The 26,162-nt window shown below is 48.9% G+C and carries 26 protein-coding genes and 4 tRNA genes; 21 read left to right on the forward strand and 9 right to left on the reverse strand.

Annotation, left to right across the window (positions count from 1 at the left end; genetic code table 11):
- The first annotated feature begins 212 nt into the window (after nt 1-212).
- Nucleotides 213-419 carry a LuxR C-terminal-related transcriptional regulator gene (locus KK083_RS06425; RefSeq protein ID WP_254161786.1) on the forward strand — a complete coding sequence of 69 codons (207 nt, stop codon included), beginning with the start codon at nt 213-215 and terminating at the stop codon, nt 417-419.
- A 9-nt stretch (nt 420-428) separates the two neighbouring features.
- Here the strand turns inward: KK083_RS06425 and ribH are convergent, their stop codons facing one another.
- From ribH to pdhA, 4 genes are all read right to left on the reverse strand, one after another.
- Complete coding sequence (gene ribH, locus KK083_RS06430; RefSeq protein WP_254161787.1) at nt 429-896, reverse strand: 6,7-dimethyl-8-ribityllumazine synthase; 468 nt, start codon at nt 894-896, stop codon at nt 429-431.
- 68 nt (nt 897-964) lie between these two features.
- A complete protein-coding gene (locus KK083_RS32740; protein WP_369074964.1) occupies nt 965-1,123 on the reverse strand; it encodes an addiction module protein in 159 nt (52 codons plus the stop codon).
- 58 nt (nt 1,124-1,181) lie between these two features.
- Entirely contained in the window at nt 1,182-1,871 is a 690-nt protein-coding gene (locus KK083_RS06435) for a tetratricopeptide repeat protein (RefSeq protein ID WP_254161788.1), read from the reverse strand.
- A 281-nt stretch (nt 1,872-2,152) separates the two neighbouring features.
- On the reverse strand, nt 2,153-3,190 hold the full coding sequence (pdhA, locus tag KK083_RS06440) for a pyruvate dehydrogenase (acetyl-transferring) E1 component subunit alpha (protein ID WP_254161789.1): 1,038 nt from the start codon (nt 3,188-3,190) through the stop codon (nt 2,153-2,155).
- Nucleotides 3,191-3,275: 85 nt separating this feature from the next.
- Here pdhA and recF point away from each other — a divergent pair, with 85 nt between their 5' ends.
- The 20 genes from recF (at nt 3,276) to rpsJ (ending at nt 22,739) form a co-directional block, all read left to right on the forward strand.
- Entirely contained in the window at nt 3,276-4,388 is a 1,113-nt protein-coding gene (recF, locus tag KK083_RS06445; protein WP_254161790.1) for a DNA replication/repair protein RecF, read from the forward strand.
- A 55-nt stretch (nt 4,389-4,443) separates the two neighbouring features.
- Nucleotides 4,444-4,740 (forward strand): DciA family protein, encoded by a 297-nt coding sequence (locus KK083_RS06450; RefSeq protein WP_254161791.1) that lies wholly within the window; start codon nt 4,444-4,446, stop codon nt 4,738-4,740.
- Between the two features lie 322 nt (nt 4,741-5,062).
- Nucleotides 5,063-5,145, forward strand: a tRNA-Tyr gene (locus KK083_RS06455).
- A gap of 47 nt (nt 5,146-5,192) precedes the next feature.
- A tRNA-Gly gene (locus tag KK083_RS06460) sits at nt 5,193-5,265 on the forward strand.
- A gap of 54 nt (nt 5,266-5,319) precedes the next feature.
- Nucleotides 5,320-5,391 (forward strand) — tRNA-Thr (locus tag KK083_RS06465).
- Between the two features lie 295 nt (nt 5,392-5,686).
- On the forward strand, nt 5,687-6,874 hold the full coding sequence (gene tuf, locus KK083_RS06470) for an elongation factor Tu (protein WP_254161792.1): 1,188 nt from the start codon (nt 5,687-5,689) through the stop codon (nt 6,872-6,874).
- A gap of 340 nt (nt 6,875-7,214) precedes the next feature.
- Nucleotides 7,215-7,287 (forward strand) — tRNA-Trp (locus KK083_RS06475).
- 63 nt (nt 7,288-7,350) lie between these two features.
- The gene (gene secE / locus KK083_RS06480; protein WP_254161793.1) at nt 7,351-7,542 is read left to right on the forward strand and encodes a preprotein translocase subunit SecE; all 192 of its coding nucleotides are present in this window, start codon (nt 7,351-7,353) and stop codon (nt 7,540-7,542) included.
- A gap of 9 nt (nt 7,543-7,551) precedes the next feature.
- Complete coding sequence (nusG, locus tag KK083_RS06485; RefSeq protein ID WP_254161794.1) at nt 7,552-8,109, forward strand: transcription termination/antitermination protein NusG; 558 nt, start codon at nt 7,552-7,554, stop codon at nt 8,107-8,109.
- A gap of 19 nt (nt 8,110-8,128) precedes the next feature.
- Nucleotides 8,129-8,572, forward strand: coding sequence for a 50S ribosomal protein L11 (gene rplK / locus KK083_RS06490; protein ID WP_254161795.1), 444 nt, complete (start codon nt 8,129-8,131; stop codon nt 8,570-8,572).
- A gap of 12 nt (nt 8,573-8,584) precedes the next feature.
- A complete protein-coding gene (rplA, locus tag KK083_RS06495; protein ID WP_254161796.1) occupies nt 8,585-9,283 on the forward strand; it encodes a 50S ribosomal protein L1 in 699 nt (232 codons plus the stop codon).
- An 11-nt stretch (nt 9,284-9,294) separates the two neighbouring features.
- Entirely contained in the window at nt 9,295-9,825 is a 531-nt protein-coding gene (gene rplJ, locus KK083_RS06500) for a 50S ribosomal protein L10 (protein WP_254161797.1), read from the forward strand.
- Between the two features lie 38 nt (nt 9,826-9,863).
- A complete protein-coding gene (gene rplL / locus KK083_RS06505; RefSeq protein ID WP_254161798.1) occupies nt 9,864-10,244 on the forward strand; it encodes a 50S ribosomal protein L7/L12 in 381 nt (126 codons plus the stop codon).
- Nucleotides 10,245-10,442: 198 nt separating this feature from the next.
- A complete protein-coding gene (gene rpoB / locus KK083_RS06510; RefSeq protein ID WP_254161799.1) occupies nt 10,443-14,303 on the forward strand; it encodes a DNA-directed RNA polymerase subunit beta in 3,861 nt (1,286 codons plus the stop codon).
- A gap of 96 nt (nt 14,304-14,399) precedes the next feature.
- A complete protein-coding gene (gene rpoC / locus KK083_RS06515; RefSeq protein ID WP_254161800.1) occupies nt 14,400-18,713 on the forward strand; it encodes a DNA-directed RNA polymerase subunit beta' in 4,314 nt (1,437 codons plus the stop codon).
- 78 nt (nt 18,714-18,791) lie between these two features.
- A complete protein-coding gene (locus tag KK083_RS06520; RefSeq protein ID WP_254161801.1) occupies nt 18,792-19,121 on the forward strand; it encodes a DUF3467 domain-containing protein in 330 nt (109 codons plus the stop codon).
- 203 nt (nt 19,122-19,324) lie between these two features.
- Entirely contained in the window at nt 19,325-19,738 is a 414-nt protein-coding gene (gene rpsL / locus KK083_RS06525) for a 30S ribosomal protein S12 (RefSeq protein ID WP_254161802.1), read from the forward strand.
- A 12-nt stretch (nt 19,739-19,750) separates the two neighbouring features.
- Nucleotides 19,751-20,218, forward strand: a complete 468-nt coding sequence (gene rpsG / locus KK083_RS06530; RefSeq protein ID WP_254161803.1) for a 30S ribosomal protein S7 — start codon at nt 19,751-19,753, stop codon at nt 20,216-20,218.
- Nucleotides 20,219-20,232: 14 nt separating this feature from the next.
- Entirely contained in the window at nt 20,233-22,353 is a 2,121-nt protein-coding gene (gene fusA, locus KK083_RS06535; protein WP_254161804.1) for an elongation factor G, read from the forward strand.
- Between the two features lie 80 nt (nt 22,354-22,433).
- Nucleotides 22,434-22,739, forward strand: a complete 306-nt coding sequence (rpsJ, locus tag KK083_RS06540) for a 30S ribosomal protein S10 (protein WP_079688288.1) — start codon at nt 22,434-22,436, stop codon at nt 22,737-22,739.
- A gap of 78 nt (nt 22,740-22,817) precedes the next feature.
- On the opposite strand, the gene KK083_RS06545 is transcribed toward rpsJ, so the two are convergent.
- From KK083_RS06545 to KK083_RS06565, 5 genes are all read right to left on the reverse strand, one after another.
- Nucleotides 22,818-23,153, reverse strand: a complete 336-nt coding sequence (locus KK083_RS06545; RefSeq protein WP_254161805.1) for a hypothetical protein — start codon at nt 23,151-23,153, stop codon at nt 22,818-22,820.
- 184 nt (nt 23,154-23,337) lie between these two features.
- Complete coding sequence (locus KK083_RS06550; RefSeq protein WP_254161806.1) at nt 23,338-23,931, reverse strand: nucleotidyltransferase family protein; 594 nt, start codon at nt 23,929-23,931, stop codon at nt 23,338-23,340.
- Nucleotides 23,932-23,944: 13 nt separating this feature from the next.
- The gene (locus KK083_RS06555) at nt 23,945-24,436 is read right to left on the reverse strand and encodes a YybH family protein (RefSeq protein WP_254161807.1); all 492 of its coding nucleotides are present in this window, start codon (nt 24,434-24,436) and stop codon (nt 23,945-23,947) included.
- A 5-nt stretch (nt 24,437-24,441) separates the two neighbouring features.
- Nucleotides 24,442-25,626 carry an XdhC family protein gene (locus KK083_RS06560; protein WP_254161808.1) on the reverse strand — a complete coding sequence of 395 codons (1,185 nt, stop codon included), beginning with the start codon at nt 25,624-25,626 and terminating at the stop codon, nt 24,442-24,444.
- Nucleotides 25,627-25,670: 44 nt separating this feature from the next.
- Nucleotides 25,671-26,081 carry a c-type cytochrome gene (locus KK083_RS06565; RefSeq protein WP_254161809.1) on the reverse strand — a complete coding sequence of 137 codons (411 nt, stop codon included), beginning with the start codon at nt 26,079-26,081 and terminating at the stop codon, nt 25,671-25,673.
- Nucleotides 26,082-26,162: the final 81 nt, after the last annotated feature.

The following is a 26,162-nucleotide window of genomic DNA, read 5'->3' on the forward strand; positions in this document are numbered from 1 at the left end:
ACATTCCTGTTTTACAGGATACTCATCAAAGGCTTGAAGGGCCTTAATATGAATAGCCCCGGGTGCAAGCCCGGGGCTATTTGCATTTCACGTGCCATAGGAAATTTATGTCTGCCATTCACGCCGCATTAAGGATTGATTCCGAATACCATTTTTTCGGTATTGATCTTAGACCGGTTTACATGCAATTTTTGTGAGCAACCACAGAGATCATGAAAGTTTCAATAAGTTCGCGTGAATTGGAGATCCTCCGCAAGTCAGCCGATGGATTGACCGTACAACAGATCGCTCACGAACTGAATGTGAGCCAGCAAATGATCACCAAAATACAAAAGGAGATCCTGCAGCGCACCGGTGCTGTAAACCTGCTGAAAGCTTTGCAGGCATTGGCCAAAAAAGGTTTTGTATTAACGGAATAAACGAACGACTCAGAAGTCGAGCATCTTGATGGCGGTGATCGCCGCTTCTTCACCTTTGTTGCCAAGTTTACCACCCGCCCTGTCAAGAGCCTGTTGTTTGTTCAGCGTGGTAAGCACACCGAAGATCACAGGCTTGCGCGTTTTTAATCCGGCTTCCGTAACACCATAAGCAACGGCCTGGCATATATAATCGAAATGAGGGGTATCACCCTGGATCACACAGCCGAGACAGATCACGGCATCGATCTTCTTTTCTTCGGCCATCCACAAGCCGCCCAGTGAAAGCTCGAAGCTGCCCGGAACATTCTTTCGTACGATGTTTGATTTCTTCACACCGTTCCCCGTAAGGCCGGCTACGGCACCTTCGTACAAGGCCTCGGTGATCTCTTCGTTCCACTCCGCCACAACAATGGCAAATTTTTTCTTCGACAGATCGATCTTGCTTTTAACTTTTCCTGATGTTAATGGTCCGGCCATAGCTTGGTAAGTGATTAGTAATTAAATGTCGTTTGACAAAGATATGTGAAGGGAATGTAATTGAAATCTCATTTCTGGTAAGAATACTTCGCTTTAATCTCATTCCACGTCAGCACATCATAGGGATTCGCTTTGTATTCCCTTAATCGTTGATCCAAGACTTTCTTATGGTCAGAGGTGAGCTCTTTTTTTCTTTGAGACTTTTTCAATACTTGAATTCTGCTCATGGTTTTAAACAAAAAAGGGATAGAAACTCTATCCCTTTAAATTTATACTTGAATTCTTTTACGAATTGCTGTCCAGTCTTGCCTTGAACTTGCGGGCATTCTGATACTCAGAAGACTCCCAGTATTCACTGATCACTTTATCGTATGCGTCTTTTGCTTTGTCGTTCTGGTTGGCCTTTTCATAAGCAAGCGCTGCCTTCATCAGGTAAGTAGGGGTGAAGAACTTGTTGGGCTTGTAGTCAGCGGCCTTGTCATAATATTTGGCGGCATCTTCGTATTTGCCTTCTTCCATGTAGGTATCGCCGATCAGGCTGTACGCCCTCGCTTGAACCAGCAGGTCGTTCGAGCTGAAGTCTTCCAGGTAGAGGCGGGCCACTTCAAACTTGCCTTGTTTCAGGTAAGCAACACCGGCGTAATAATTGGCCAGCTTGGCAGCGTCAGTAATGCCGTACTCATCGATGATGTCGATGAAGCCGAGGTTGTTTCCGTCACCGTTCAGCGCCAGGTCGAGGCTGTCAGCTTCGAAATAGTAAACAGCCTGGAACATCTCACGCTGGGCATCAGCCTCTTTGGAGTTCTTAAAGTACTGGAAGCCAAAATAGCCTCCTACGATCAGCGCGATCAGTACCGAAACACCGATAACGGTTTTGGGATGCCGCTCAGCCCAGGTCTCTGCGCCTTGCAGTTTGTCGGCGAGTGCCTCGGGGTTCTCGAGCAATTCGTGCTTGTGTTCTACCTTCTTAGCCATGATATTATTCTGTGATACTCCATGCGGCCGGTCTCCTGCTCCTTGTTGATTTTAAGAGAGGACCAGACATGATGGGGCGCAAAACTACAAATTTGGATCGTACTTAACAACCTGTTCAGAACCCATCTCGAAAATAGATTTTAAGGAAATTTTCAAGTATTTGGCCATTATGCGAGGCGTGCTTTTGCAGCCCATACAGGAGGTAGTCTGAGCAAAAAAGCCAACGAAGCAGAATGGGCAAAGACGCCGGAAATTTCCAAAAGGTATTTTTGAGATGGGTTCTAATCTGTGATGTAAGGATAGTCGTGCTGTGCGTAAATATCCTTGAGCGCCTCCGAAGGATCCGGGAAATTGGACTCTTCTGCAAACTTCACGCTCTCCTCAATCACCTGCATGATGCGCTGGTCGATCGCTTCAAGCTCTTTTTCGGTAGCGAACTTCTTGGCCAGGATAGCCTTTCTTACCACCTCAATGGGATCGCGGCCCTTGTATTCTTCCACCTCTTCTTTGGTGCGGTATTTGGCCGGGTCAGACATGGAGTGGCCTTTATAACGGTAAGTTCTGAATTCAAGCAGGGAAGGACCTTCACCGGCGCGTGCCCGGGCAGCCGCCTTGGCCACGGCAATGTGAACAGCCTCAGGACTCATGGCGTCAACAGGCTCGGATGGTATGTCGTAAGACAAGCCCAGTTTATAAAGCTCGGTTACGTTAGAGCTGCGCTGCACAGAGGTACCCATGGCATAACCGTTATTCTCGATAACGAAGATCACAGGGATCTTCCACAGCATGGCCTGGTTCAGCGCTTCGTGAAAAGCACCCTGGCGCACAGCACCGTCGCCCATATAGCACATGCAAAGATTTTTTGTTTTGTTATATTTTTCAGCGAACGCAATGCCTACGCCCAGTGGTATCTGTCCACCCACAATGCCATGTCCGCCAAAGAAACCATGCTCTTTATCAAAAATGTGCATGGAGCCGCCTTTGCCTTTAGAGATGCCGGTCTCTTTCGCGAAAAGCTCGGCCATCACGGCTTTCGGGTCAGTGCCCAGTGCCAGCGGATGTGCGTGGTCGCGGTATGCCGTGATCCACTTGTCGTCTTTCGTCAGGGCCGTAACCGCTCCTGCAACGCAGGCTTCCTGTCCAATATATAAGTGACAAAATCCCTTGATCTTTTGCATTCCGTAAAGCTGCCCGGCTCTTTCTTCAAACTTGCGCATCAGTTGCATGCTGTCATACCAGAACAGGTATGTTTCCTTGGAAAACTCAATTTTCCCCTCTTTGGCAACCGGCTCGTTCTTCGCTTTGGTGGTCGTAGACATATTCCTAATTTTGAAATGAACTGCGAAAATAAGCCCCGAACGAACATTCGCCAAACTTTCGTTATAAATACGTTGTAAATACTGCATGTACCTAGAGAAACTCCAGCTTATTAACTTCAAGAACTATGGGGAGGCCAGGCTGGATTTTTCATCCAAAATCAATGTTCTGGTAGGAAAAAACGGCAGTGGCAAAACAAACCTGCTCGACGCCATCCACTACCTGTCGCTGACCCGGAGCGCCTTTACCTCCTCCGATAATTTTTCCATTCGCCAGGGTGAAGATTTTTTTACCGTTAAAGGATCGTTCAAACGCGAGAGGGACCAGCGCGACATCACCTGCTCCATTCAGGCGGGCTCGAAAAAGACCTTCCGCGAAGGCGTTAACGATTACCAGAAGCTGAGCGAGCATATCGGAAAATATCCTGTGGTACTCATCGCTCCTGACGATACCGAGCTGGTGAAGGAGGGAAGCGAGGAGCGCCGAAAGTTCTTCGACAGCATCATTTCGCAGCTCGACAGGGTTTACCTTGAAGCGTTGATCCGCTACAACCAGGCACTGAAGCAACGCAACAGCTTATTGAAGATGTTTGCGGATACCAGCTCGTTCGATGCCATTGCCCTTGAATCGTATGACCGCGTGCTGGTGCAGGCCGGAACAGTGCTTTTTGATACACGAAAGCGTTTTATCCATGAATTCCTGCCCGTTTTCAGGCAGTTCTATCAATTTATTGTAGCCGATGAGCAGGCCGACCTGGAATACAGGACCGAATTGTTAAAGACCGGGTTTGAAGCCGGCCTCAACGCCAACCGGCAGCGCGACCTCTATCTTCAGCGTACCAGCTTCGGCGTGCATCGCGACGATTACCAGTTTACCCTGGGGACGGGCGACCTGAAAAGATTGGGATCGCAGGGACAGCAGAAGTCTTTTATCATCGCCCTGAAGCTGGCCCAGTTCGAGATCATTAAACGGGATAAGGGTTTTAAGCCGATCTTATTATTAGACGATATTTTTGATAAGCTTGATGATTTCCGGATCGCCAGGTTGCTGGAGCTGATCCGGCACGACGAGCTGGGCCAGTTATTCATTACCGATGCCCGTCCCGACAGAACCGCCGCCTTGCTCAGGTCGGTGGATGTTCCCGCCACCGTTTTTTATGTGAAGAACGGTACCATATCAGAATCGCCAGAATTTTCTTGAGAAGTAGCCCGATTTGACTAAACTTTGTACAGGCAAAGGCGATGGGGATTTTAGCATGAAAAAAGACAAAGACGATATTCAATCCGTAGGGCAGGCTATCCGCGAGATGCTGAACTCATACCGCCTCACCTCGAAATTTGACGAGACCCAACTGATCGCGTCCTGGGAAAGAATAGCCGGCAAGCCAATCGCCCGGCGTACCAAAAAGATCTATATAAGAGATAAAGTGCTTTTTGTGGAGCTCGATTCGCCTTCTATGAAGCATGATTTCTCCCTGCACAAGAACCAGGTGCTCGAATTATTCAAGAAAGAGTTCGGTACCGGCATCATCGCGGACATTATCGCCATGTAAAGGCGGATGGATTTTCTTATGACTTTTTTGAAGCTTAGCCTATGCTTAGAGAAGGCTTAGGGAATGCTTAGCTTGATGCTTAGAGAGAAACATTGGGTTTTTGGGCTTTTTAAGCACCCGAATGGATAATCTTCTGATAAAAACGGCGGGCAAAGCAGCAGGCTTCTCACAGATCTTTCTCGAATTCGTGTGAAATTATTTGAATTTCGACATAGAAGTTTTGAAAAAGTGGAAAACCGTATAATTTTGCACTCCTGTTTTTTCAGCGCAGGCTAAAGAGGCAGGTTTCAGAGTTCTTTATTTTACTGGAAACCAATCATCAGGGGGAATACCAAAGCGGCCAACTGGGACAGACTGTAAATCTGTTGTCTTATGACTTCATAGGTTCGAATCCTATTTCCCCCACTCCTTATCTTTCCTCTCCTTTTAAGGAGAGGCCAGGTGAGGTCAACGCGGGAGTAGCTCAGTTGGTAGAGCGGCAGCCTTCCAAGCTGCAGGTCGCGGGTTCGAACCTCGTCTCCCGCTCTCTTCCTGGCATCAGGCATTGGGAGAATACCTAATGATCAATACCAAGGAAATGCCGTTGTAGCTCAGTGGTAGAGCACTTCCTTGGTAAGGAAGAGGTCGACAGTTCAATCCTGTTCAACGGCTCAGGAAATAGTTTCAAAGTTTAAAATTTGAAGTTTAAAGTTAGGCTCGATCGAAGCGCAACTTGAAATTTTAGACCCCGAACCTGAAACTGGATATTTCGAACTTTGAATTTTTGAGATCTCTGCTCACCGATGCGTAGCGAACATCAATGCGTGTCAGAAATCCCAAGCGAATAACCCTTATTCGAAAGGCTTACAATGTTTAGGGTGTAGTTTTCTCTCAGAAGGAGAGACATTAAAACGACAAATTTTAATAAACACTAATACACTTTAAACTTTAACTGGGATTTTCAAATATGGCTAAAGAAACATTCGATCGTTCGAAACCGCACGTAAACGTTGGTACCATCGGTCACGTTGACCACGGCAAAACCACCCTTACTGCTGCAATTACCAAAGTTCTTTCTACTAAAGGACTTGCTTCAATGCGCGACTTCTCTTCTATTGATAACGCACCTGAAGAAAAAGAAAGGGGTATCACCATCAACACTTCACACGTAGAGTACGCTACTGAAAAGAGGCACTATGCGCACGTTGACTGTCCTGGTCACGCTGACTATGTGAAGAACATGGTTACCGGTGCTGCCCAGATGGACGGCGCTATCCTCGTGGTAGCTGCTACCGATGGTCCTATGCCCCAGACTCGCGAGCACATCCTGCTGGCCCGTCAGGTAGGTGTACCTGCCCTGGTAGTGTTCATGAACAAAGTTGACTTGGTTGACGATCCTGAATTGCTTGACCTCGTTGAAATGGAAGTTCGCGAACTGATGTCTGCTTACAACTTCCCTGGCGATACCATGCCTGTGATCAGGGGTTCTGCCTTGGGTGCCCTCAACGGCGAGCCTAAGTGGGTTGCTAAAGTTGAAGAGCTGATGAACGCTGTAGATGAGCACATTCCGCTCCCCGTTCGTCTGGTTGACAAAGACTTCCTCATGCCTGTGGAAGACGTGTTCTCGATCACAGGTCGTGGTACTGTTGCTACCGGCCGTATTGAGCGCGGTGTGATCAAAACTGGTGACCCCGTTCAGATCCTCGGTATGGGTGCTGAAAACCTTACTTCTACCATCACTGGTGTGGAAATGTTCCGCAAGATCCTCGACAGAGGTGAAGCTGGTGACAACGTAGGTCTGCTGCTCCGTGGTATTGAAAAAGAGCAGATCAAGAGGGGTATGGTTATCTGTAAGCCTAACTCAGTAACACCTCATGCTAAATTCAAGGCTGAAGTGTACGTACTGTCTAAAGAAGAAGGTGGTCGTCACACCCCGTTCTTCAACAAATACCGCCCTCAGTTCTACTTCCGTACAACGGACGTAACTGGCGAGATCATGCTGCCTGCCGGCGTTGAAATGGTTATGCCTGGCGATAACATTTCAATCGAAGTACAGCTGATCAACAAGATCGCTATGGAGAAAGGTCTCCGCTTCGCTATCCGCGAAGGTGGCCGTACCGTAGGATCAGGTCAGGTAACTGAAATCCTCGATTAATCGATTGATTATCAATACAAAGCGTTTCTGAGAAATTTCTCAGGAACGCTTTTGTTTTCTGGTGTTTTCTCCTACCTTTGCAGTCCTTTTGGGCTGAGTAGACGGGTGCGGCTCAGGAGATTGGGCGGGCCCCGTTAAAGTGGCGACAAAAGGGCTGAAAAACAGGGAATAAAACGGGTGTAGCTCATCCCGAGAATGATCGGGGAGGTAGAGGAGCTGGAAACAGCTTCAACCAGGAGCGAAGCTTTTAATAAACGGGTGTAGCTCAATGGGTAGAGTAGCTCCGACAGGAGCTGGTGAAGTTCCGCCAAATTGAGTAAGTCCTGTAAGAATGAAATAAACGGGTGTAGCTCAATTGGTAGAGTAGCGGTCTCCAAAACCGTTGGCTGGGAGTTCGAGTCTCTCCACCCGTGCAAAGAAAATAACAGGGCTGACCATCTACCGAAGCCCTGGCATTTGGTAGATAATTAAAGATCATGGAGAAATTAAGAACCTATATCGCAGAATCCTGGGATGAGATCAAGAACAAGGTAACTTGGTCCAAGTACAGTGAATTACAGGGAAGTGCCGTGCTGGTTTTGGTGGCATCTACCCTTTTTGCGTTGGTGATCGGGGCGATTGATTGGGTTTTCAAAACCGGTTTGCAGTGGTTTTATACTGAATTTTAATATACGGGCATGGGCGAGCTGAAATGGTACGTACTCAGGGTTGTCAGTGGCCAGGAAAAGAAGGTAAAATCTTACCTGGAAACTGAGATCGAGCGCTCCAAGCTGACGGATTTCATTCCGCAGGTGCTTATCCCATCAGAGAAGGTATATGAAATGAGGGGAGGCAAGAAGCGGGTGAGGGAAAGAAACTTTTTCCCCGGTTATGTGCTCGTTTCAGCAGACCTGTCGAACGGTGAGGCTTATCACACAGTGAATAACATCCCTGGCGTGATCGGTTTTCTCGGTAACAACGGAACCGGCTCTTCCAAAGAACCTGTTTCGCTTCGTCAGTCTGAAGTGAACCGCATCCTGGGTAAGGTAGACGAGATCGACGAATTCGAAGTAAAACTCGAAACACCGTTTATCAAAGGCGAATCCGTAAAAGTAATGGACGGTCCATTCAGCGGATTTACAGGAACTGTGGAAGAGATTTTTGAAGACAAGAAAAAGCTCAACGTTATGGTGAAGATCTTCGGCCGTAACACTCCGGTGGAGCTGAGCTATATGCAGGTAGAAAAATTAGACTAAGATTTTGAGCTAAGCGAATATGGCAAAGGAAGTAACAGGTTATCTGAAATTACAGGTAAAAGGCGGCGCAGCAAACCCTGCACCCCCCATCGGCCCGGCATTGGGTTCCAAAGGTCTTAACATCATGGACTTTTGCAAGCAGTTCAATGCACGTACACAGGACAAACCCGGCCAGGTACTGCCGGTTTTAATCACGATCTACAACGACAAGTCTTTCGACTTCGTGATCAAAACCCCTCCGGCTGCCATATTGATCCTCGATGCGGCCAAGAAACAGAAAGGTTCAGCAGAACCTAACCGCACCAAGGTTGGATCGATCACCTGGGATCAGGTGAAAACCATCGCGGAAACCAAAATGCCCGACCTCAACGCTTTCAAGGTTGAATCAGCCATGAAAATGGTTGCCGGTACAGCAAGAAGCATGGGTATCACAGTATCAGGAACAGCCCCTTGGGATAAATAACCGATTAAGACAATGGCAAGAATTTCAAAAAACAGAAAAGCTGTTTTAGCAAAATACAATCCCGAGAAAGAATACTCTCTGGAAGAGGCAGCAAAAGTATTGAAGGAGATCACCTTCGTTAAGTTCGATTCATCTGTCGATCTGGATATCCGCCTGGGCGTTGATCCTAAGAAATCTGATCAGATGGTTCGTGGCGTGGTTTCTTTACCCCACGGTATCGGAAAGACCGTACGTGTGCTGGTGCTCTCCACCCCTGACAAACATCAGGAGGCGAAAGATGCCGGTGCCGATCACGTAGGCCTGGATGACTATATCCAGAAGATCGAACAGGGATGGACAGACATCGACGTGATCATCTGTACCCCCACCGTTATGGCAAAAGTAGGTAAGCTCGGTAAAGTGCTTGGACCTCGCGGTTTAATGCCAAACCCTAAATCAGGAACTGTTACGCTAGAAGTCGGTAAGGCCGTCAAAGAAGTGAAAGCCGGTAAGATCGACTTCAAAATTGATAAACAAGGTATCATCCACGTGGGCATTGGAAAAGCTTCCTTCTCGGCCGATAAGATCCGGGACAATGCTGCGGAAATGATCCAAACCGTGGCAAAGCTGAAACCCGCCTCTGCGAAAGGTGCATACTTCAGAAGTATCACTATTTCTACAACCATGAGCCCGGGCATCACCGTTGACACGAATTCAATTGCTGGTATTTAAGATCTAAAAACATGACCAGAGAAGAAAAAGCACAGATTATAGAAGAGCTCGCAGAGAAATTTGCTAACCATGCCCACTTCTACATCACTGACGCTACCGGTTTTACCGTAGCCCAGGTGAACAATTTCAGAAGGCTGTGCTTCAAAAGCGGTGTGGAGTACCGTGTTTACAAGAACACGCTGATCCGCAAAGCGCTCGAGAGGCAGGAAGGCACGGATTTCTCACCTTTGTTCAATAGCCTGCATGGTTTCTCAGGAGTGATTTTCTCCAAAGAAGCCGGCAACGTACCTGCCAAGGTGATCCAGGAATTCCGCAAAAAGCTGGAAGGCAAACCGAAGCTGAAAGCAGCTTCTATCTCCGCCGATTTCTTTATCGGTGACGAAAATGTAAAAGTACTTGCTGAGCTGAAGTCTAAAAATGAGCTCATTGGCGAAGTTATCTCCCTGCTCCAATCTCCTGCCAAGAATGTTATCTCTGCTCTTCAGAGTGGAAAGCACACTGTGGCCGGTCTGGTGAAAGCACTGGAATCTCGCGCGAAATAAAATTATTGTTGAACCTGAATTAATTAAATCTTACAAAAATGGCTGATATTAAAGCTCTTGGAGATCAACTTGTTGAACTCACCGTGAAAGAAGTTAACGAACTGGCTTCTTATCTGAAAGAAACCTACGGTATTGAACCTGCTGCTGCCGCTGTAGCTGTAGCTGCGCCTGGCGCAGGTGGAGCTGGTGGTGCTGCCGCTGCTGAAAAGACAAACTTCGACGTAGTATTGAAAGCCGCTGGTGCTAACAAACTGCAGATCGTGAAGTTAGTGAAGGAACTTACAGGTCTTGGTCTGAAAGAAGCTAAAGATGTGGTTGACGGTGCTCCCAAAACCATTAAAGAAGGCTTGCCTAAGGACGAAGCTGAGAACCTTAAGAAGCAACTCGTTGAGGCTGGTGCCGAAGTTGAGTTGAAGTAATCTTCTGAAGGCGAAGACTACCGTCTAACAAGCTTCGGTTAGACCCTGGTCGTTCTGATCCCGTAAAATCGGGCCAGAATCAGACAGGGTCTATCCCTATTTATGCCCCCTGGCATTTATACCCGAACTAACTGAGCATACACGCTTGTTCTAGTCCAGGATTTTAGAACCTAAAAAGAAACAACCTTGGCAAAGAAGATGAATACTGGTAGGATCGACTTCTCTTCAATTGAGAAAGTGCTCGACTACCCTGATTTTCTGGATCTCCAACTCCAGTCTTTCAAAGATTTCTTACAAATCGAAACTCCGGCCGAAAAAAGACAGAACGAAGGTCTTTACAAGGTTTTCGCAGAGAATTTCCCCATCAGCGATTCCCGCGAGAATTTTGTGCTTGAGTTCGTTGACTATACCATCGATCCTCCGAAATATAACGTTGACGAGTGTATCGACAGGGGATTGACGTTCTCCGTGCCGCTCAAAGCGAAGCTCAGACTTACCTGCAACGATGAGGATAACGAAGATTTCGAGACCATCGAACAGGAAGTATTCCTTGGAAATATCCCGTACATGACCGAGAAAGGTTCATTTGTGATCAATGGCGCCGAACGCGTTATCGTATCACAGCTGCACCGCTCGCCCGGTGTGTTCTTTGCCATGAGCAAGCACACCAACGGTACCAAACTGTATTCGGCCCGTATCATCCCTTTCAAAGGATCATGGATTGAATTCGCCACCGATGTGAACGCCGTCATGTATGCGTACATCGATCGTAAAAAGAAATTCCCCGTAACCACCCTGCTCCGCGCAATCGGTTATGGTTCAGATAAAGATATCCTCGACCTCTTCGGATTGTCTGAAGAAGTGGAGGCTAACAAAAACACGCTCAAGAAAGTAGTGGACAGAAAGCTTGCTGCAAGGGTGCTCAAGACCTGGACAGAAGATTTCGTGGACGAAGATACCGGTGAAGTGGTTTCTATCGACCGTAATGAAGTTCTCCTCGAGCGTGACCACGTCATCGCAGCAGAAGACGTAGACGTGATCCTGGATTCAGGCGTGAAGTCTATCATCCTGCACCGCGACGATATCAACATCGCCGACTACAACATCATTTTCAATACCCTCGCCAAGGATACTTCCAACTCTGAAAAAGAAGCGGTTGAGTACATCTACCGCCAGTTGAGAAATACCGAAGCGCCTGATGAACAAACCGCCCGCGATATCATCCAGAGCCTGTTCTTCAGCGAAAAACGTTACGACCTCGGTGAAGTAGGCCGCTACAGGATCAACAAGAAGCTCGGTCTCGACCTGGGCTACGATCAGCGCGTGCTTACCAAAGAAGATATTATCCTCATCGTGAAGTACCTCATCGGCCTCATCAACTCGAAGGCTGTTGTTGACGACATCGATCACCTGTCTAACAGGAGGGTAAGAACCGTAGGTGAGCAATTGTACTCACAGTTCGGCGTAGGTCTTGCCCGTATGGCCAGGACCATCAAGGAAAGAATGAACGTACGCGACAACGAAGACTTCAAGCCTGTTGACCTGATCAACGCGCGTACCCTGTCTTCGGTGATCAACTCGTTCTTCGGAACCAACCAGCTTTCACAGTTCATGGACCAGACCAACCCGCTGGCCGAGATCACCCACAAGCGCAGGATGTCTGCCCTTGGTCCAGGTGGTCTGTCGCGCGAGCGTGCAGGCTTCGAGGTTCGTGACGTACACTATACACACTACGGCCGTCTCTGTACCATCGAAACGCCTGAAGGTCCGAACATCGGTCTGATCTCTTCCCTCTGCGTTCATGCAAAAGTGAACAAGATGGGCTTCATCGAAACACCTTACCGCAAGATCGAAAATGGTAAAGTGAAGATGAAAGACCCTGTGATCTTCCTTACCGCAGAAGAAGAAGATACCAACTATATCGCTCAGGCCAATGCGCCGATCAAACCTACCGGCGAGTTCACAGTAGAAAAAGTGAAATCGCGCTTTGAAGGTGACTTCCCGGTGGTGGAACCGAAAGATCTGAAGTACATGGACATTGCGCCTAACCAGATCGTGTCGGTGGCTGCATCCCTGATCCCCTTCCTGGAGCACGACGATGCTAACCGCGCCCTCATGGGTTCGAACATGCAGCGTCAGGCAGTGCCCCTGATGAGACCCGAAGCCCCCATCGTGGGAACAGGCCTCGAAGGACAGGTAGCCCTCGACTCACGTGCCCTCATCCTGGCAGAAGGACCTGGTGTTGTTGAGTTTGTAGATGCCAAGAAGATCGTCATCAAATACGAAGTGACCGACGAGCAGAGACTCGTGAACTTCGACGATGAGTTCAAAACATACACCCTGATCAAGTTCAGAAGAACCAACCAGGATACCTGCATCAACCTTACACCGCTGGTAATGAAAGGCCAGAAAGTGGTGAAAGGTCAGCCGCTGTGCCAGGGTTATGCTACCGAAGCCGGTGAGCTGGCGCTGGGCCGCAACCTGCTCGTAGCCTACATGCCTTGGCAGGGTTACAATTTCGAGGATGCGATCGTGATCTCCGAGCGCGTTGTGCGTGACGATATCTACACATCGATCCACATCGAAGAGTTCGAGCTTGAAGTACGCGACACCAAACGTGGTGAAGAAGAGCTTACGTCAGAGATCCCGAACGTGAGCGAAGAAGCTGTAAAACACCTCGACGAGAACGGTATCATCCGCATCGGCGCCGAAGTGAAAGAAGGCGATATCCTCATCGGCAAGATCACCCCGAAAGGTGAAACCGATCCTACACCGGAAGAAAAGCTCCTCAGGGCGATCTTCGGTGACAAGGCCGGCGATGTGAAAGATGCATCCCTCAAGGCGCCGCCATCACTGAAAGGTGTGGTGATCGATACCAAGCTGTTCTCGAGACCCAAACGCGACAAAGACGTTCGCACCAAGTCTAAGAAAGAGCTTGACGCGCTGAAGAACAAGTACAGCAAGCAGCTCACCGATCTCCGCGAGGAGATGGTGAAGAAGCTTACCACCCTGCTGAACGGAAAGACCAGCAACGGTGTGAAGCATAAATTCGGAGACGAGCTGGTAAGCAAAGGTGTGAAGTTCTCTCAGAAGGTGATTGACAACAATCTCTTCCCTGACAAGAACATCTACCGCGACGAAAGCAATTACAACGTTCCGGAAGAAGTGAACCTGATCGCTGACGTCAGCCTCGAGAACTGGACCAGCGACGAGCATACCAACGAGCTGATCGGTTATACAGTGAAGAACTACCTGCTGAAGCGTAACACTTACGCCGGTGAGTTCAAACGCGAGCGCTTCACCCTCGAAGTAGGTGATGAGCTGCCGACCGGTATCGTTCAACTTGCCAAAGTTTATGTCGCCAAGAAGCGCAAGCTGAAAGTGGGTGATAAGATGGCAGGTCGCCACGGTAACAAAGGTGTTGTGGCCAGGATCGTGCGTGAAGAAGACATGCCGTTCCTTGAAGACGGAACACCGGTTGATATCTGTCTGAACCCGCTGGGCGTACCTTCGCGTATGAACCTGGGTCAGATCTATGAGACCGTATTGGCGTGGGCCGGACATAAGCTCGGCAAAAAATATGCAACACCGATCTTTGACGGTGCTTCTATGGATGAGGTACAGAAAGAACTGAAGGATGCAGGCCTGCCTGACGCCGGAAGAACTTACCTGTACGATGGTCTGACCGGTGAGAAGTTCGATCAGCCCGTAACCGTAGGTATCGCATACATGCTGAAACTCGGCCACCTTGTTGATGATAAGATGCACGCACGTTCTATCGGACCTTACTCGCTCATCACACAGCAGCCGCTGGGTGGTAAAGCACAGTTCGGTGGACAACGTTTTGGAGAAATGGAGGTTTGGGCTATCGAAGCATTCGGTGCGTCCCATATCCTGCAGGAGATCCTGACCATCAAGTCCGACGACGTGATCGGTCGTGCAAAAGCATACGAAGCCATCGTGAAAGGCGAGAACATGCGCAAGCCTAACATCCCTGAATCGTTCAACGTACTCGTGCACGAGCTCAGAGGTCTGGCGCTTGAGATAACAATGGATTAAAGTCGATAGTCGATAGTCCATGGTCGGTAGTACTATGGACTATGGACCATGGACTATGGACTTAAAAGAATTGTAGACAAACTGAAAACTAAGAATATGTCTTTCAGAAAAAATAAAAAGATCAACAACGACTTCTCCAAGATCACCATCAGCCTTGCTTCTCCTGAATCTATTCTGGAAAGCTCGCATGGTGAAGTAACCCAGCCGGAAACGATCAACTACAGAACCTACAAGCCTGAGATGGGCGGTCTGTTCTGCGAAAGGATCTTCGGACCGGTGAAGGATTGGGAATGTCATTGTGGAAAATATAAGAGGATCAGGTATAAAGGCATCATCTGCGACCGCTGCGGTGTTGAGGTTACGGAGAAGAAAGTAAGGCGCGAGCGCATGGGCCACATCGAACTGGTGGTGCCCGTAGCACACATCTGGTACTTCCGTTCGCTGCCCAACAAGATCGGTTACCTGTTAGGCCTTCCTACCAAGAAACTCGACCAGATCATCTACTACGAGCGTTATGTGGTTATTCAGCCCGGTATCAAGGAAGAAGATGGTGTGAACCGTCTCGACTTCCTCACCGAAGAAGAATACCTCGACATCGTTGACAAGCTTCCCCGCGAAAACCAGCTCCTGGACGACAATGATCCCAAGAAGTTCATTGCGAAAATGGGAGCCGATGCGCTGGAGATGCTGTTGTCAAGAACACAGCTCGATACACTGTCTTATGAATTAAGACACCAGGCTGCTACCGATACATCGCAGCAGCGTAAAGCTGAAGCGTTGAAGCGCCTGAAAGTAGTGGAAGCTTTCCGCGAAGCACGCACCCGCATTGAGAACAAGCCCGAATGGATGGTGATCAAGATGGTGCCTGTGATCCCGCCGGAACTGCGTCCGCTCGTACCGTTGGATGGTGGCCGTTTTGCAACATCAGATCTCAACGACCTTTACAGGCGTGTGATCATCCGTAACAACCGTCTGAAAAGACTGATCGATATCAAAGCTCCTGAAGTGATCCTTCGTAACGAGAAGCGTATGCTCCAGGAAGCTGTCGACTCACTGTTCGACAACTCGAGAAAAGTGAACGCCGTACGTTCCGATGGAAACCGCGCGCTGAAATCTTTGAGCGACATGCTGAAAGGTAAACAAGGCCGCTTCCGTCAGAACCTGCTCGGTAAACGTGTTGACTACTCAGGTCGTTCGGTGATCGTGGTAGGTCCTGAACTGAAGCTTCACGAGTGCGGTCTGCCCAAAGACATGGCCGCTGAGTTGTTCAAGCCGTTCATCATCCGCAAGCTGATCGAAAGGGGAATTGTAAAGACCGTGAAGTCGGCCAAGAAGATTGTAGACCGAAAAGATCCCGTGATCTGGGATATTTTGGAAAACGTGTTGAAAGGACACCCTGTGCTGCTCAACCGTGCTCCTACACTTCACAGGCTCGGTATCCAGGCATTCCAGCCCAAGCTGATCGAAGGAAAAGCTATCCAGCTGCACCCGCTCGTTTGTACCGCGTTCAACGCTGACTTCGACGGTGACCAGATGGCGGTTCACGTTCCGCTCGGCCAGGAAGCGATCCTCGAAGCATCCATGCTGATGCTTTCATCGCACAACATCCTGAACCCTGCTAACGGCGCGCCTATCACCGTACCTTCTCAGGACATGGTGTTGGGACTGTACTACCTGACCAAAGGCCGCAAAGGCACTCCTGAAGTGGCTGTGAAAGGAGAAGGAAAACGTTTCTACTCTGCCGAAGAGGTGATCGTAGCCTTCAACGAAGGCAAGCTCTCCAAGCATGCCATCGTTAAAGTAAGGGTGAATGTAAAAGACAAGAAGACCGGTGCAATTGCTTATAAGCCCGTTGAGACCGTAGTAGGTCGCGTGCTCTTCAACCAATATGTTCCGGAAGAAGTAGGCTTTGTGGATGAGCTCCTCACTAAGAAGAAGCTTCAGACCATCATTGCCGACGTATTCAAATATGCAGGCCTTTCGAAGACCGCCAAGTTCCTCGATGATATCAAAGAGCTCGGTTTCCAGATGGCTTACAAAGGAGGTCTTTCCATGGGTCTTAACGACGTGAAAGTACCTGCCGAAAAAGAGAAGCTCGTGGCCAATGCCCAGGAAGAAGTTGATGCCGTTTGGAACAACTACATGATGGGTCTGATCACAGACAACGAACGTTACAACCAGGTGATCGATATCTGGACGAGGACCAACACGTTGCTGACCAACACGCTGATGAAGCAGTTGGAAGAAGACAACCAGGGCTTCAACTCGATCTACATGATGATGCACTCCGGTGCACGGGGTTCGAGGGAACAGATCCGTCAGCTGGGCGGTATGCGCGGTCTGATGGCCAAGCCTCAGAAAAACCTTGCCGGATCAGTAGGTTCCATCATCGAGAACCCGATCCTTTCAAACTTCAAGGAAGGTCTGGACGTACTCGAGTACTTCATCTCTACGCACGGTGCACGTAAAGGTCTTGCCGATACAGCGTTGAAAACCGCTGACGCAGGTTACCTGACCCGCCGTCTTGTAGACGTGGCACACGACCTCGTGATCACGGAAGAGGACTGCGGAACACTGCGTGGTCTGAAAGTAACAGCGCTGAAAGACAACGAAGATATCGTGGAGCCGCTGTCTGAAAGGATCGTAGGCCGTGTAACTGTACATGCTGTGTATGATCCGTTGACCGACGAGCTGATCGTTGATGCCAACGAGGAGATCACAGACGAGATCGCCAAACGCGTTGAAGAAACTGCAATTGAAGAAGTGGAGATCCGTTCGCTGCTCACCTGCGAATCGAAGATCGGTGGATGTGCAAAATGCTACGGCCGTAACCTGGCTACTGGCAAGATGGTACAGACCGGTGAAGCAGTAGGTGTTATCGCTGCACAGTCGATCGGTGAACCTGGAACCCAGCTGACGCTGCGTACCTTCCACGTGGGTGGTACTGCATCGAACATCGCGGTGGAAGCCAACATCAAGGCCAAGTTCCCCGGTGTTGTTGAGTTCGAAGGTATCCGTATCATCGAGACCACAGACAATGAGAACAATCCTGTACGTGTCGTAATGGGCCGTACCGGTGAAATTAGAATTACAGATAAAGAGAAGGGCAGAGTGCTGATCACCAACAACGTGCCTTATGGCGCTTTCCTGAAAGTGAAAGATGGCGAGAAAGTTGAAAAAGGTGATGAGCTTTGCTTCTGGGATCCTTACAATGCGGTGATCCTTTCAGAGTTCGACGGTACCATCGAGTACGAGTCGATCATCGAAGGTGTTACTTTCAAGGAAGAATCTGACGAACAGACCGGTCACCGTGAAAAAGTGATCACTGAAACCAGAGATAAGACCAAGAACCCGGCCATCGTTGTAAAAGGTAAGACCGATACCAAGGGATACAACATCCCGGTAGGCGCTCACCTTGCGGTGGATGAAGGCGAGAAGATCAAGGCTGGCCAGGTGCTGGCGAAGATCCCTCGTACAATGGGTAAATCAAGGGATATCACCGGTGGTCTGCCCCGTGTAACAGAATTGTTCGAGGCACGTAACCCGTCTAACCCGGCCGTGGTAAGTGAGATCGATGGTGTTGTAACCTATGGCGGTATCAAACGTGGTAACCGTGAGATCTTCATCGAATCACGCGACGGTGTTCAGAAACGTTACCTCGTACCGTTGTCGAAGCACATCCTTGTTCAGGATAACGACTTTGTGAAGGCTGGTCAGCCGTTGTCTGATGGCTCGATCACACCTTCTGACATCCTGCTCATCAAAGGACCTACAGCCGTACAGGAATACCTGGTGAACGAGATCCAGGAAGTGTACCGTCTGCAGGGTGTGAAGATCAACGATAAGCACATCGAAGCCATCGTAAGCCAGATGATGCAGAAGGTAGAGATCATCGATCCGGGTGATACTAACTTCCTGCCTGGTGAATATGTAGACAAGTTTGCTTTCCGCGAGGAGAACGACTCGGTGATCGATAAGAAAGTGGTAGTGGATGCAGGTGATTCTGCAACGATGAAGCCTGGCCAGATCATCACAGCACGTGAGTTCCGCGACGAGAACTCGCTGTTGAGAAGAAAAGACCAGAAACTTGTTGAAGTTCGCGATGCACTGGCTGCCGTTTCAAGGCCTACGCTGCAGGGTATTACCCAGGCGTCTTTGAAAACTGAAAGCTGGTTGTCAGCCGCTTCCTTCCAGGAGACTACCAAAGTACTGAGCGAAGCTGCTATCCGCGGTAAAACTGACTGGTTGATGGGTATGAAGGAGAACGTGATCGTAGGTCACCTGATCCCTGCCGGTACAGGCCAGCGTAAGTTCAACGACATCATTGTTACTCATAAAGATGAGTACAATGCCCTGACCGCCGGTGCCGAAGCAAGGGCCAGAGACAGGGAGAAAGAGCTTCAGGACTAATCACCTGATGTGACAATACAGGTGCGGATGAGCTGATCAAAAGGCCATCCGCACTTTTTGCTTATAAAAACAACATTTATGGCAGAGGACAAGAACAAGCAACAGCAGGCCCAAAACCAGATCAACATTGAGCTGACGGAGGAGATTGCGGAAGGGATCTATTCGAACCTGGCCATGATCGCCCATTCCAACAGTGAATTTGTGATCGATTTTATCCGGCTGATGCCGGGTGTTCCCAAAGCGAAGGTCAAATCCAGGATCGTGATCACTCCGGAGCATGCCAAACGCTTTTTGCTGGCCCTGAAAGACAATATTGACAAGTATGAAGCTTCCTTTGGCCAGATCAAAAGAACGGAGGATATGCCCAAATTCCCCATGAATTTCGGGGGTACGATGGGAGAAGCTTAGGGCTTCGGAACCTCAGAAAAGGGCATTGTAAGCCGATAACGGTACAAAAATCTTGCTAAAAGGCTTTGTATCCTTTATTACTTATAATACCTTTGCAGTCCTAATTTCAGAGAGGTCTTTTTCTAATTAGAAAATCTTCCAATTGGAAGGACTTGTAATTCGAAAGACCAATAACGAGAGAGATTTATAAATTAAGTATATAAATGCCTACCATTCAGCAACTTGTAAGAAAAGGACGGAAGAAGCTGACCTTCAAGTCTAAGTCTCCTGCCCTTGATTCCTGCCCTCAGCGCAGGGGCGTATGTACACGTGTGTACACTACTACGCCTAAGAAACCCAATTCAGCCATGCGGAAAGTGGCGAGGGTTCGTCTTACCAACGGAAAAGAAGTCAACGCTTATATCCCCGGCGAAGGTCACAACCTTCAGGAGCACTCAATTGTTCTCATCCGTGGTGGCAGGGTGAAAGATCTTCCGGGTGTTCGTTACCACATCATCCGTGGTGCACTGGATACTGCAGGCGTGAATGGTCGCAAGCAGGCCAGGTCAAAATATGGTGCTAAAAGGCCGAAAGCCGGTGCAGCAGCTGCAGCGCCAGCAAAAGGCGGTAAAAAATAATCAGATAAAGTCATGAGAAAGACAAAACCTAAAAAGAGATACTTACTTCCCGATCCTAAATTCCAGGATACGCTGGTAACGAAGTTTGTAAACTATCTGATGGAACAAGGCAAGAAGAGCGTGGCTTATAACATCTTCTATGATGCCGTAGCACAAGTTGAGAAGAAGACCAACGAGCCCGGTATCGAAGTATGGAAACGCGCCATGAACAACCTCATGCCTGCTGTAGAAGTAAAAAGCCGCAGGGTAGGTGGTGCTACATTCCAGGTGCCTGTAGAGATCAGGCCTGAAAGAAAGATCAACCTGAGCATCAAGTGGCTTATCGAATATTCAAGGATGCGTGGTGAAAAGACCATGATGGATAAACTGGCGGCTGAGATCATCGCAGCCTCAAAAGGTGAAGGTGCTGCTATCAAGAAGAAAGACGATACACACAGAATGGCCGAAGCCAACAAGGCATTCTCACATTTCAGATTCTAATAAAGCATTAAGTAATGGCAAGAGATTTAAGATTCACCAGGAATATAGGTATTGCGGCCCACATCGATGCCGGTAAGACTACTACCACTGAACGTATTCTTTACTACGCTGGTGTAAACCACAAGATCGGTGAAGTGCACGAAGGCGCTGCAACCATGGACTGGATGGAGCAGGAACAGGAGAGGGGTATTACCATTACTTCTGCCGCTACCACTGTACACTGGAAATACCGCAATAACGACTATCATATCAACATCATCGATACACCCGGTCACGTGGATTTCACTGTTGAAGTGAACCGCTCACTGCGTGTGTTGGACGGGCTGGTGTTCCTTTTCAGCTCTGTTGACGGTGTTGAACCTCAATCTGAGACCAACTGGCGTCTTGCCGACAACTATAAAGTTGCCCGCATCGGTTTCGTGAACAAGATGGACCGTGCCGGTGCAGACTTCCTCGACGTTTGTAAACAAGTGAGAGAGAAGCTGGGAAGCAAAGCAGTTGCCCTGCAGCTGCCCATCGGTGCTGAAGATAATTTCAAAGGCGTTGTTGACCTCGTTAACAACCGTGGCATTATCTGGAACGAGCACGATAAAGGTATGACCTACGAGGTTGTGCCGATCCCTGAAGAAATGAAGGCTGACGTTGCTGAATACAGGGAGAAACTCCTGGAAGCAGTAGCTGATTACGACGAAACTTTGATGGAGAAATTCTTCGATGATCCGAACTCCATCTCTGAAAAAGAAATATTGACGGCCCTTCGCAAGGCTACCATCGATATGAAGATCGTGCCGATGGTTTGCGGTTCATCTTTCAAAAACAAAGGTGTGCAAACCATGCTCGACTACGTGATGGAGCTGTTGCCTTCTCCTATGGACAAGGACAACATCATCGGTACCGATCCTGACACCGATGCAGAAGTGACCATCAGACCTGATGAAAAAGAGCCATTTGCAGCTTTGGCTTTCAAGATCGCTACCGACCCGTTCGTAGGCCGTCTTTGCTTCATCCGCGCTTATTCAGGCGTGCTTGAATCAGGTTCTTACATCTACAATACCCGTTCAGAAAATAAAGAACGTATCTCCCGTGTGTTCCAGATGCACGCCAACAAGCAGAACCAGATCGAAAGACTGTCTGCCGGTGACATCGGTGCCGTGGTAGGTTTTAAAGACATTAAAACAGGTGATACCCTTTGCGACGAAAAACGCAAAGTGGTGCTGGAATCAATGATATTCCCTGAGCCTGTGATCGGTTATGCCATCGAGCCCAAGAAACAAGCTGATGCCGATAAGCTCGGTATGGCTATCGGTAAGCTCGTGGAAGAAGATCCCACGCTGCGTGTTAACACAGACCAGGAAACAGGCCAGACCATCCTCCGTGGTATGGGCGAGCTTCACCTGGAGATCATCATCGATCGCCTGAGACGCGAATTCAAAGTAGAGATCAACCAGGGTGCACCCCAGGTGGCTTACAAAGAAGCGCTTACCAAGTCGGTTGAGCACAAAGAGGTTTACAAGAAGCAGACCGGTGGTCGCGGTAAGTTTGCCGATATTGTGTTCGAGCTTTCACCTCGTGGTCCCGAAGAAAATGGCATCGTAAAAGACGGACTGGAATTCGTGAACGATATCGTAGGTGGTGTGATCCCCCGCGAATTCATCCCCGCGATCCAGAAAGGTTTCGAATCAGCGATGGTAAACGGTCCGCTGGCTGGCTACCCTATCGATTCAATGAAAGTAAGGCTGTTCCATGGTTCTTACCACGATGTTGACTCTGATGCGTTGTCATTCGAATTGGCAGCCCGCATCGGCTTCAAAGAAGCTGCTAAGAAAGCTGCTCCTCAGTTGCTCGAGCCTATCATGTCGGTTGAAGTAATGTCACCCGATGAATATACAGGTTCAGTAACAGGTGACCTGAACAGAAGAAGGGGTTCATTGAAAGGTATGGACACCAGGGCAGGTGCTCAGATCATCAAGGCTGATGTGCCGCTGGCCGAGCTGTTCGGTTACGTGACTGACCTGCGTACCATTACTTCAGGACGTGCTTCTGCATCACTTACCTTCTCTCACTACGCTCCGGTTCCTAAGAACTTGGCTGATAAAGTGATCGAAGACGTGAAAGGTGCAGCAGTTGCCAAATAAGACCTGAATTAAAGGATTTATAGGATTAACAGGATTTTTAACATAGAATAGGATTTAGACGATCTCCTAACCAAGACAACATGAACCAGAAAATCAGAATAAAACTTAAATCTTACGACCACAACCTGGTTGATAAATCTTCTGAGAAGATTGTAAGAGCTGTAAAGGCAACAGGTGCCGTTGTGAGCGGTCCCATTCCGCTTCCTACTGAAAAGGAGAAATTCACTGTACTCCGTTCGCCCCACGTGAACAAGAAGTCACGTGAGCAATTCCAGCTCTGCACTTACAAGCGTCTTGTAGACATCTACAGCAACAGCGCTAAAACCGTAGATGCACTTATGAAGCTTGAGCTTCCCAGTGGTGTGGATGTTGAGATCAAAGTGTAGTTAGAGAGATATCAAAAAAATAAAAGAAGCCGCTTGTTATCAAGTGGCTTTTTTGTTTTTAACCGGAAAATCCAATGATCAGGCTTGCGCGGCAACCGGGGCCTGGTTCACGGCTGAGATGATCTCACCGGTAACATTCTTTCCGCCCCGCAGGTTGTGATAAAGACTTCCGATGCTGTAGATCGGACCCCAGGGAATACCCCACCAGCCGAAGACAAGTGTTATCAGGGTGAAGGGCAGTCCTTTCAATACCCCGCTCTCGCCCGCGCGCACAAAATATATGTCAGACGATCTTCTGAAAGTCATGACAATAATGGAGAAGGTGAATTGATAGATCACAAATTTGGCTCCATGTGCCAGCTCGCGGTTGATCTGTTCGGTGGTTAGACCTTCGGTGTTTTTGATAGGTGTCATAAAGGAATTTTTTTTACTTACCCGAATTTACCTTTTACAGGCAGCGAAGCGGCTTTATTCCGGCAGGCCCGATACACGTGTAAGAAAAGCGCGATTTTTGAAAGTTGCGAGCCGCTAGCCGTAAACTTCTGGGAAAATCCCCATCCTGTCTCGTAGCTCGTAGCTTAAGGCTCGCAGCTTATGATCACTTTGATCGCTTAAAACGCTCATAGTCTTCAGGTGTGTCCAGGTCGATCTCGCCTTGGGGAAAAGGCTGCAGTGTAACATCCCCTGAATTTTGCTGGATCACCTTTTTGGCGCCCTGTTCGTCTTTGAGCTTCATCAGCTTCCCGAAATATACCTTGTGAAAAAATACCGGTACACCCGAAGTGGCAGCGTACCCGGAGGCAACGATGGGTTTGGAAGTTTCTGTGTGTTTTGTGACCAGTTGCCGAATATGATCAGCAGTAAGCAGTGGCTGATCGCAGACGAGCACCACAATGCCTTCCAGGGAAGGATTTAGATCAAGCAATGCGCGCAACCCCGTTTTAATGGAGCTACCCATTCCTGTCTCCCACCGTTCGTTGAAAACGATCTCTACTTTCAGATCGCGGATAAGGTCGCGGTGTGCTTTTTCATTCGCACCCAACACCACAACGATCTTCTGTGCTCCTGAAAGGATGGCAGCGTTAACGGATCTTAAAAGCAAAGGTTCTCCCTTTACCGGGAGCAGTTGCTTGGATTGCCCCATGCGGGTAGAGGCGCCAGCAGCGAGCATGACAATCCCAAACTCTTTCATGATGTCGGGTGAGTTAGAGAGACGATGCAGCCAGAAAATCCTTTTCGGAGACCGATCCACCTTCGGAGGAGTCGGTGTCGACCAGTATTTTCCAGACTCCATTCTCTTTTCGGAGCACCACATGGAATCGGCCATAGAAACTGCGGGCTATTCCATCGGGGCTGATATTGGTGGTCTTGTAGATGCCTACTTCAACGGCCTTGTCTTTGCCGGCAATACGTTCGGCGAACCTGAGCTCCAGCGTACGTTTGGCGCCGGATGATTTTGCACGCTGATCTCCACGCTCCATCTGCTGATTGTATTCATCCCAGCTCAGTACTGATTTTCCATCGCGGGGCGAACGCACTACGTCTTTTGAATGAACAGCCATAAAACCTTTTGTGTCGTGATCGTTGAACGATTGGATAAAAGGTTTCCATACCTGGTCATTGATCTCCTGTTGTGAAGTCTGTGCGAACACGTTGATCACGCAACAGGTCATAAAAAAGACGAAGATATTTTTCATACCAGTTACCGGTTGGCGGATTTGGACTCGTGAGGTGATGCGAGATACACCTGTTTGAAGACCTGGTCGCTCTTCTGATCACGCTGGTGGATAGGAGCATTCCTGTATTTCAAAAAACCTCCGGAGCGGTTGGCGAACTTGCCCTGGATCTCGGCGATGATGCTCACAGCGATCTCGTCAGGGGCTTCGGCACCAATATCCAGGCCGATGGGTGAGTGAATTCGATGCAGGTCGTGATGTGTCAATGTTATTCCTTGCGTGCCGAACTCTTCGGTCATCTTGTCGAATCTTTTCCGCGGACCCAGGATCCCAATGTACGGTGTGGGAGAGCCCAGTAATTTTTTCAACACATCAAGATCATACTCGTAGTTGTGAGACATGAGCACACAAGCGGTGTATGGCGTGATGTCGAAGTCGCGGTCTATGAAGTCCCGCTGGCATAACGATAGCTTGTCGGCGGTAGGAAAGAACACGGGGGCGATATGCGCCACACACTCATCGGTGACCATCACCTGCCATCCCAGCGATTTCGCCAGCTGGCTCACGGGGCGCGCATCAAAACCTCCCCCGAAAATGATCAGTGACACGGCGGGTTGTATGAGCTCGATAAAAACCTCGAAGCGTTTATCGCCTACCACATATTCTTTCGCTTCTGACCTTTGTGTTTCAAAGACCTTCAGCAGGTCGGAGGTGACGAGCTCATTCAATCCGGCTTCTGAGAATGTCGCGCGTTTCTCCTTGTCTGCGGTGATCAGCAGCTTTTCTCCCGTCAGGTGAGGAGAGGAGAATACGGTTGCCAGGGCGAGTGGTTCTTTGATGTGAAGCAGGTTTTCGAAAAGACGAACCGCGTTGCTTTCATCCGCGGGATCGGCAGGCTCGATCAGCACATCGATCACACCGTTGCATCCCAGGCCGATGCCCAGGTTCTGATTACTTTCTTCACGCGTATCGTACGTAACCGTCAATGGTTTTTTATCCTGCATTACCTGGCGGGCTTTTCGCAGGGCATCTCCTTCCAGGCAGCCGCCACTGATAGAGCCTATCCACTTTCCGTCGTCAGTGATCAGCATGCGGGCACCGGGACTGCGGTAAGACGATCCTCTTACTTTTACAACGGTAGCCAGCGCAGCTTTCCGAAGTGGGAATTCCACATTTTTAAAGGCCTCGACAATTGCTCTCTGCTCCTTCATGTCAGTGAATTAAGCGCTCATTAAATTAGAAAAAAATCGGCAATTTATTTCCCCCGGGCAGCCGCTGCTTCTTCAGGTGTGATCGCGGCTCCTTTGTTTCCCCACGAGTTCCTGATGTAGTTGAGTACGTCGCTCACTTCCTGGTTGGTGAGATCAAAAGCCGCCATCTCGCCGTTATAAGTTTTTCCGTTCACTTTGATCTCGCCGGTGATACCGTGCAACACCTGCTGAATGGAACGTTTCTTGTCGGCCATCAGGTAATCAGATTTTGCCAGCGGCGGATAGAGGTCTGCAATGCCTTCGCCCTCAGATTGGTGGCAGGCAAGACATTGCGCGACGTAGATCTCCTGGCCACGGGCAATGCTGGCCTTGAGGTCGAATTTGGGTTTTTGCTGAAAGGCGAAGAAGCTGATGGTGGAAATGATCAGGGCCGAAAAAAGAATAAGTTTCTTCATGAGTTAAGAAAAGTGATTTTGATTTATTTAAAAAGTGTGAAGCAATCTTCTGAAAGATTGCTTCACTTCTTTATTGTTGTA

The sequence above is a fragment of the Chryseosolibacter histidinae genome (assembly GCF_018598225.1).
Lineage (GTDB): Bacteria > Bacteroidota > Bacteroidia > Cytophagales > Cyclobacteriaceae > Chryseosolibacter > Chryseosolibacter histidini.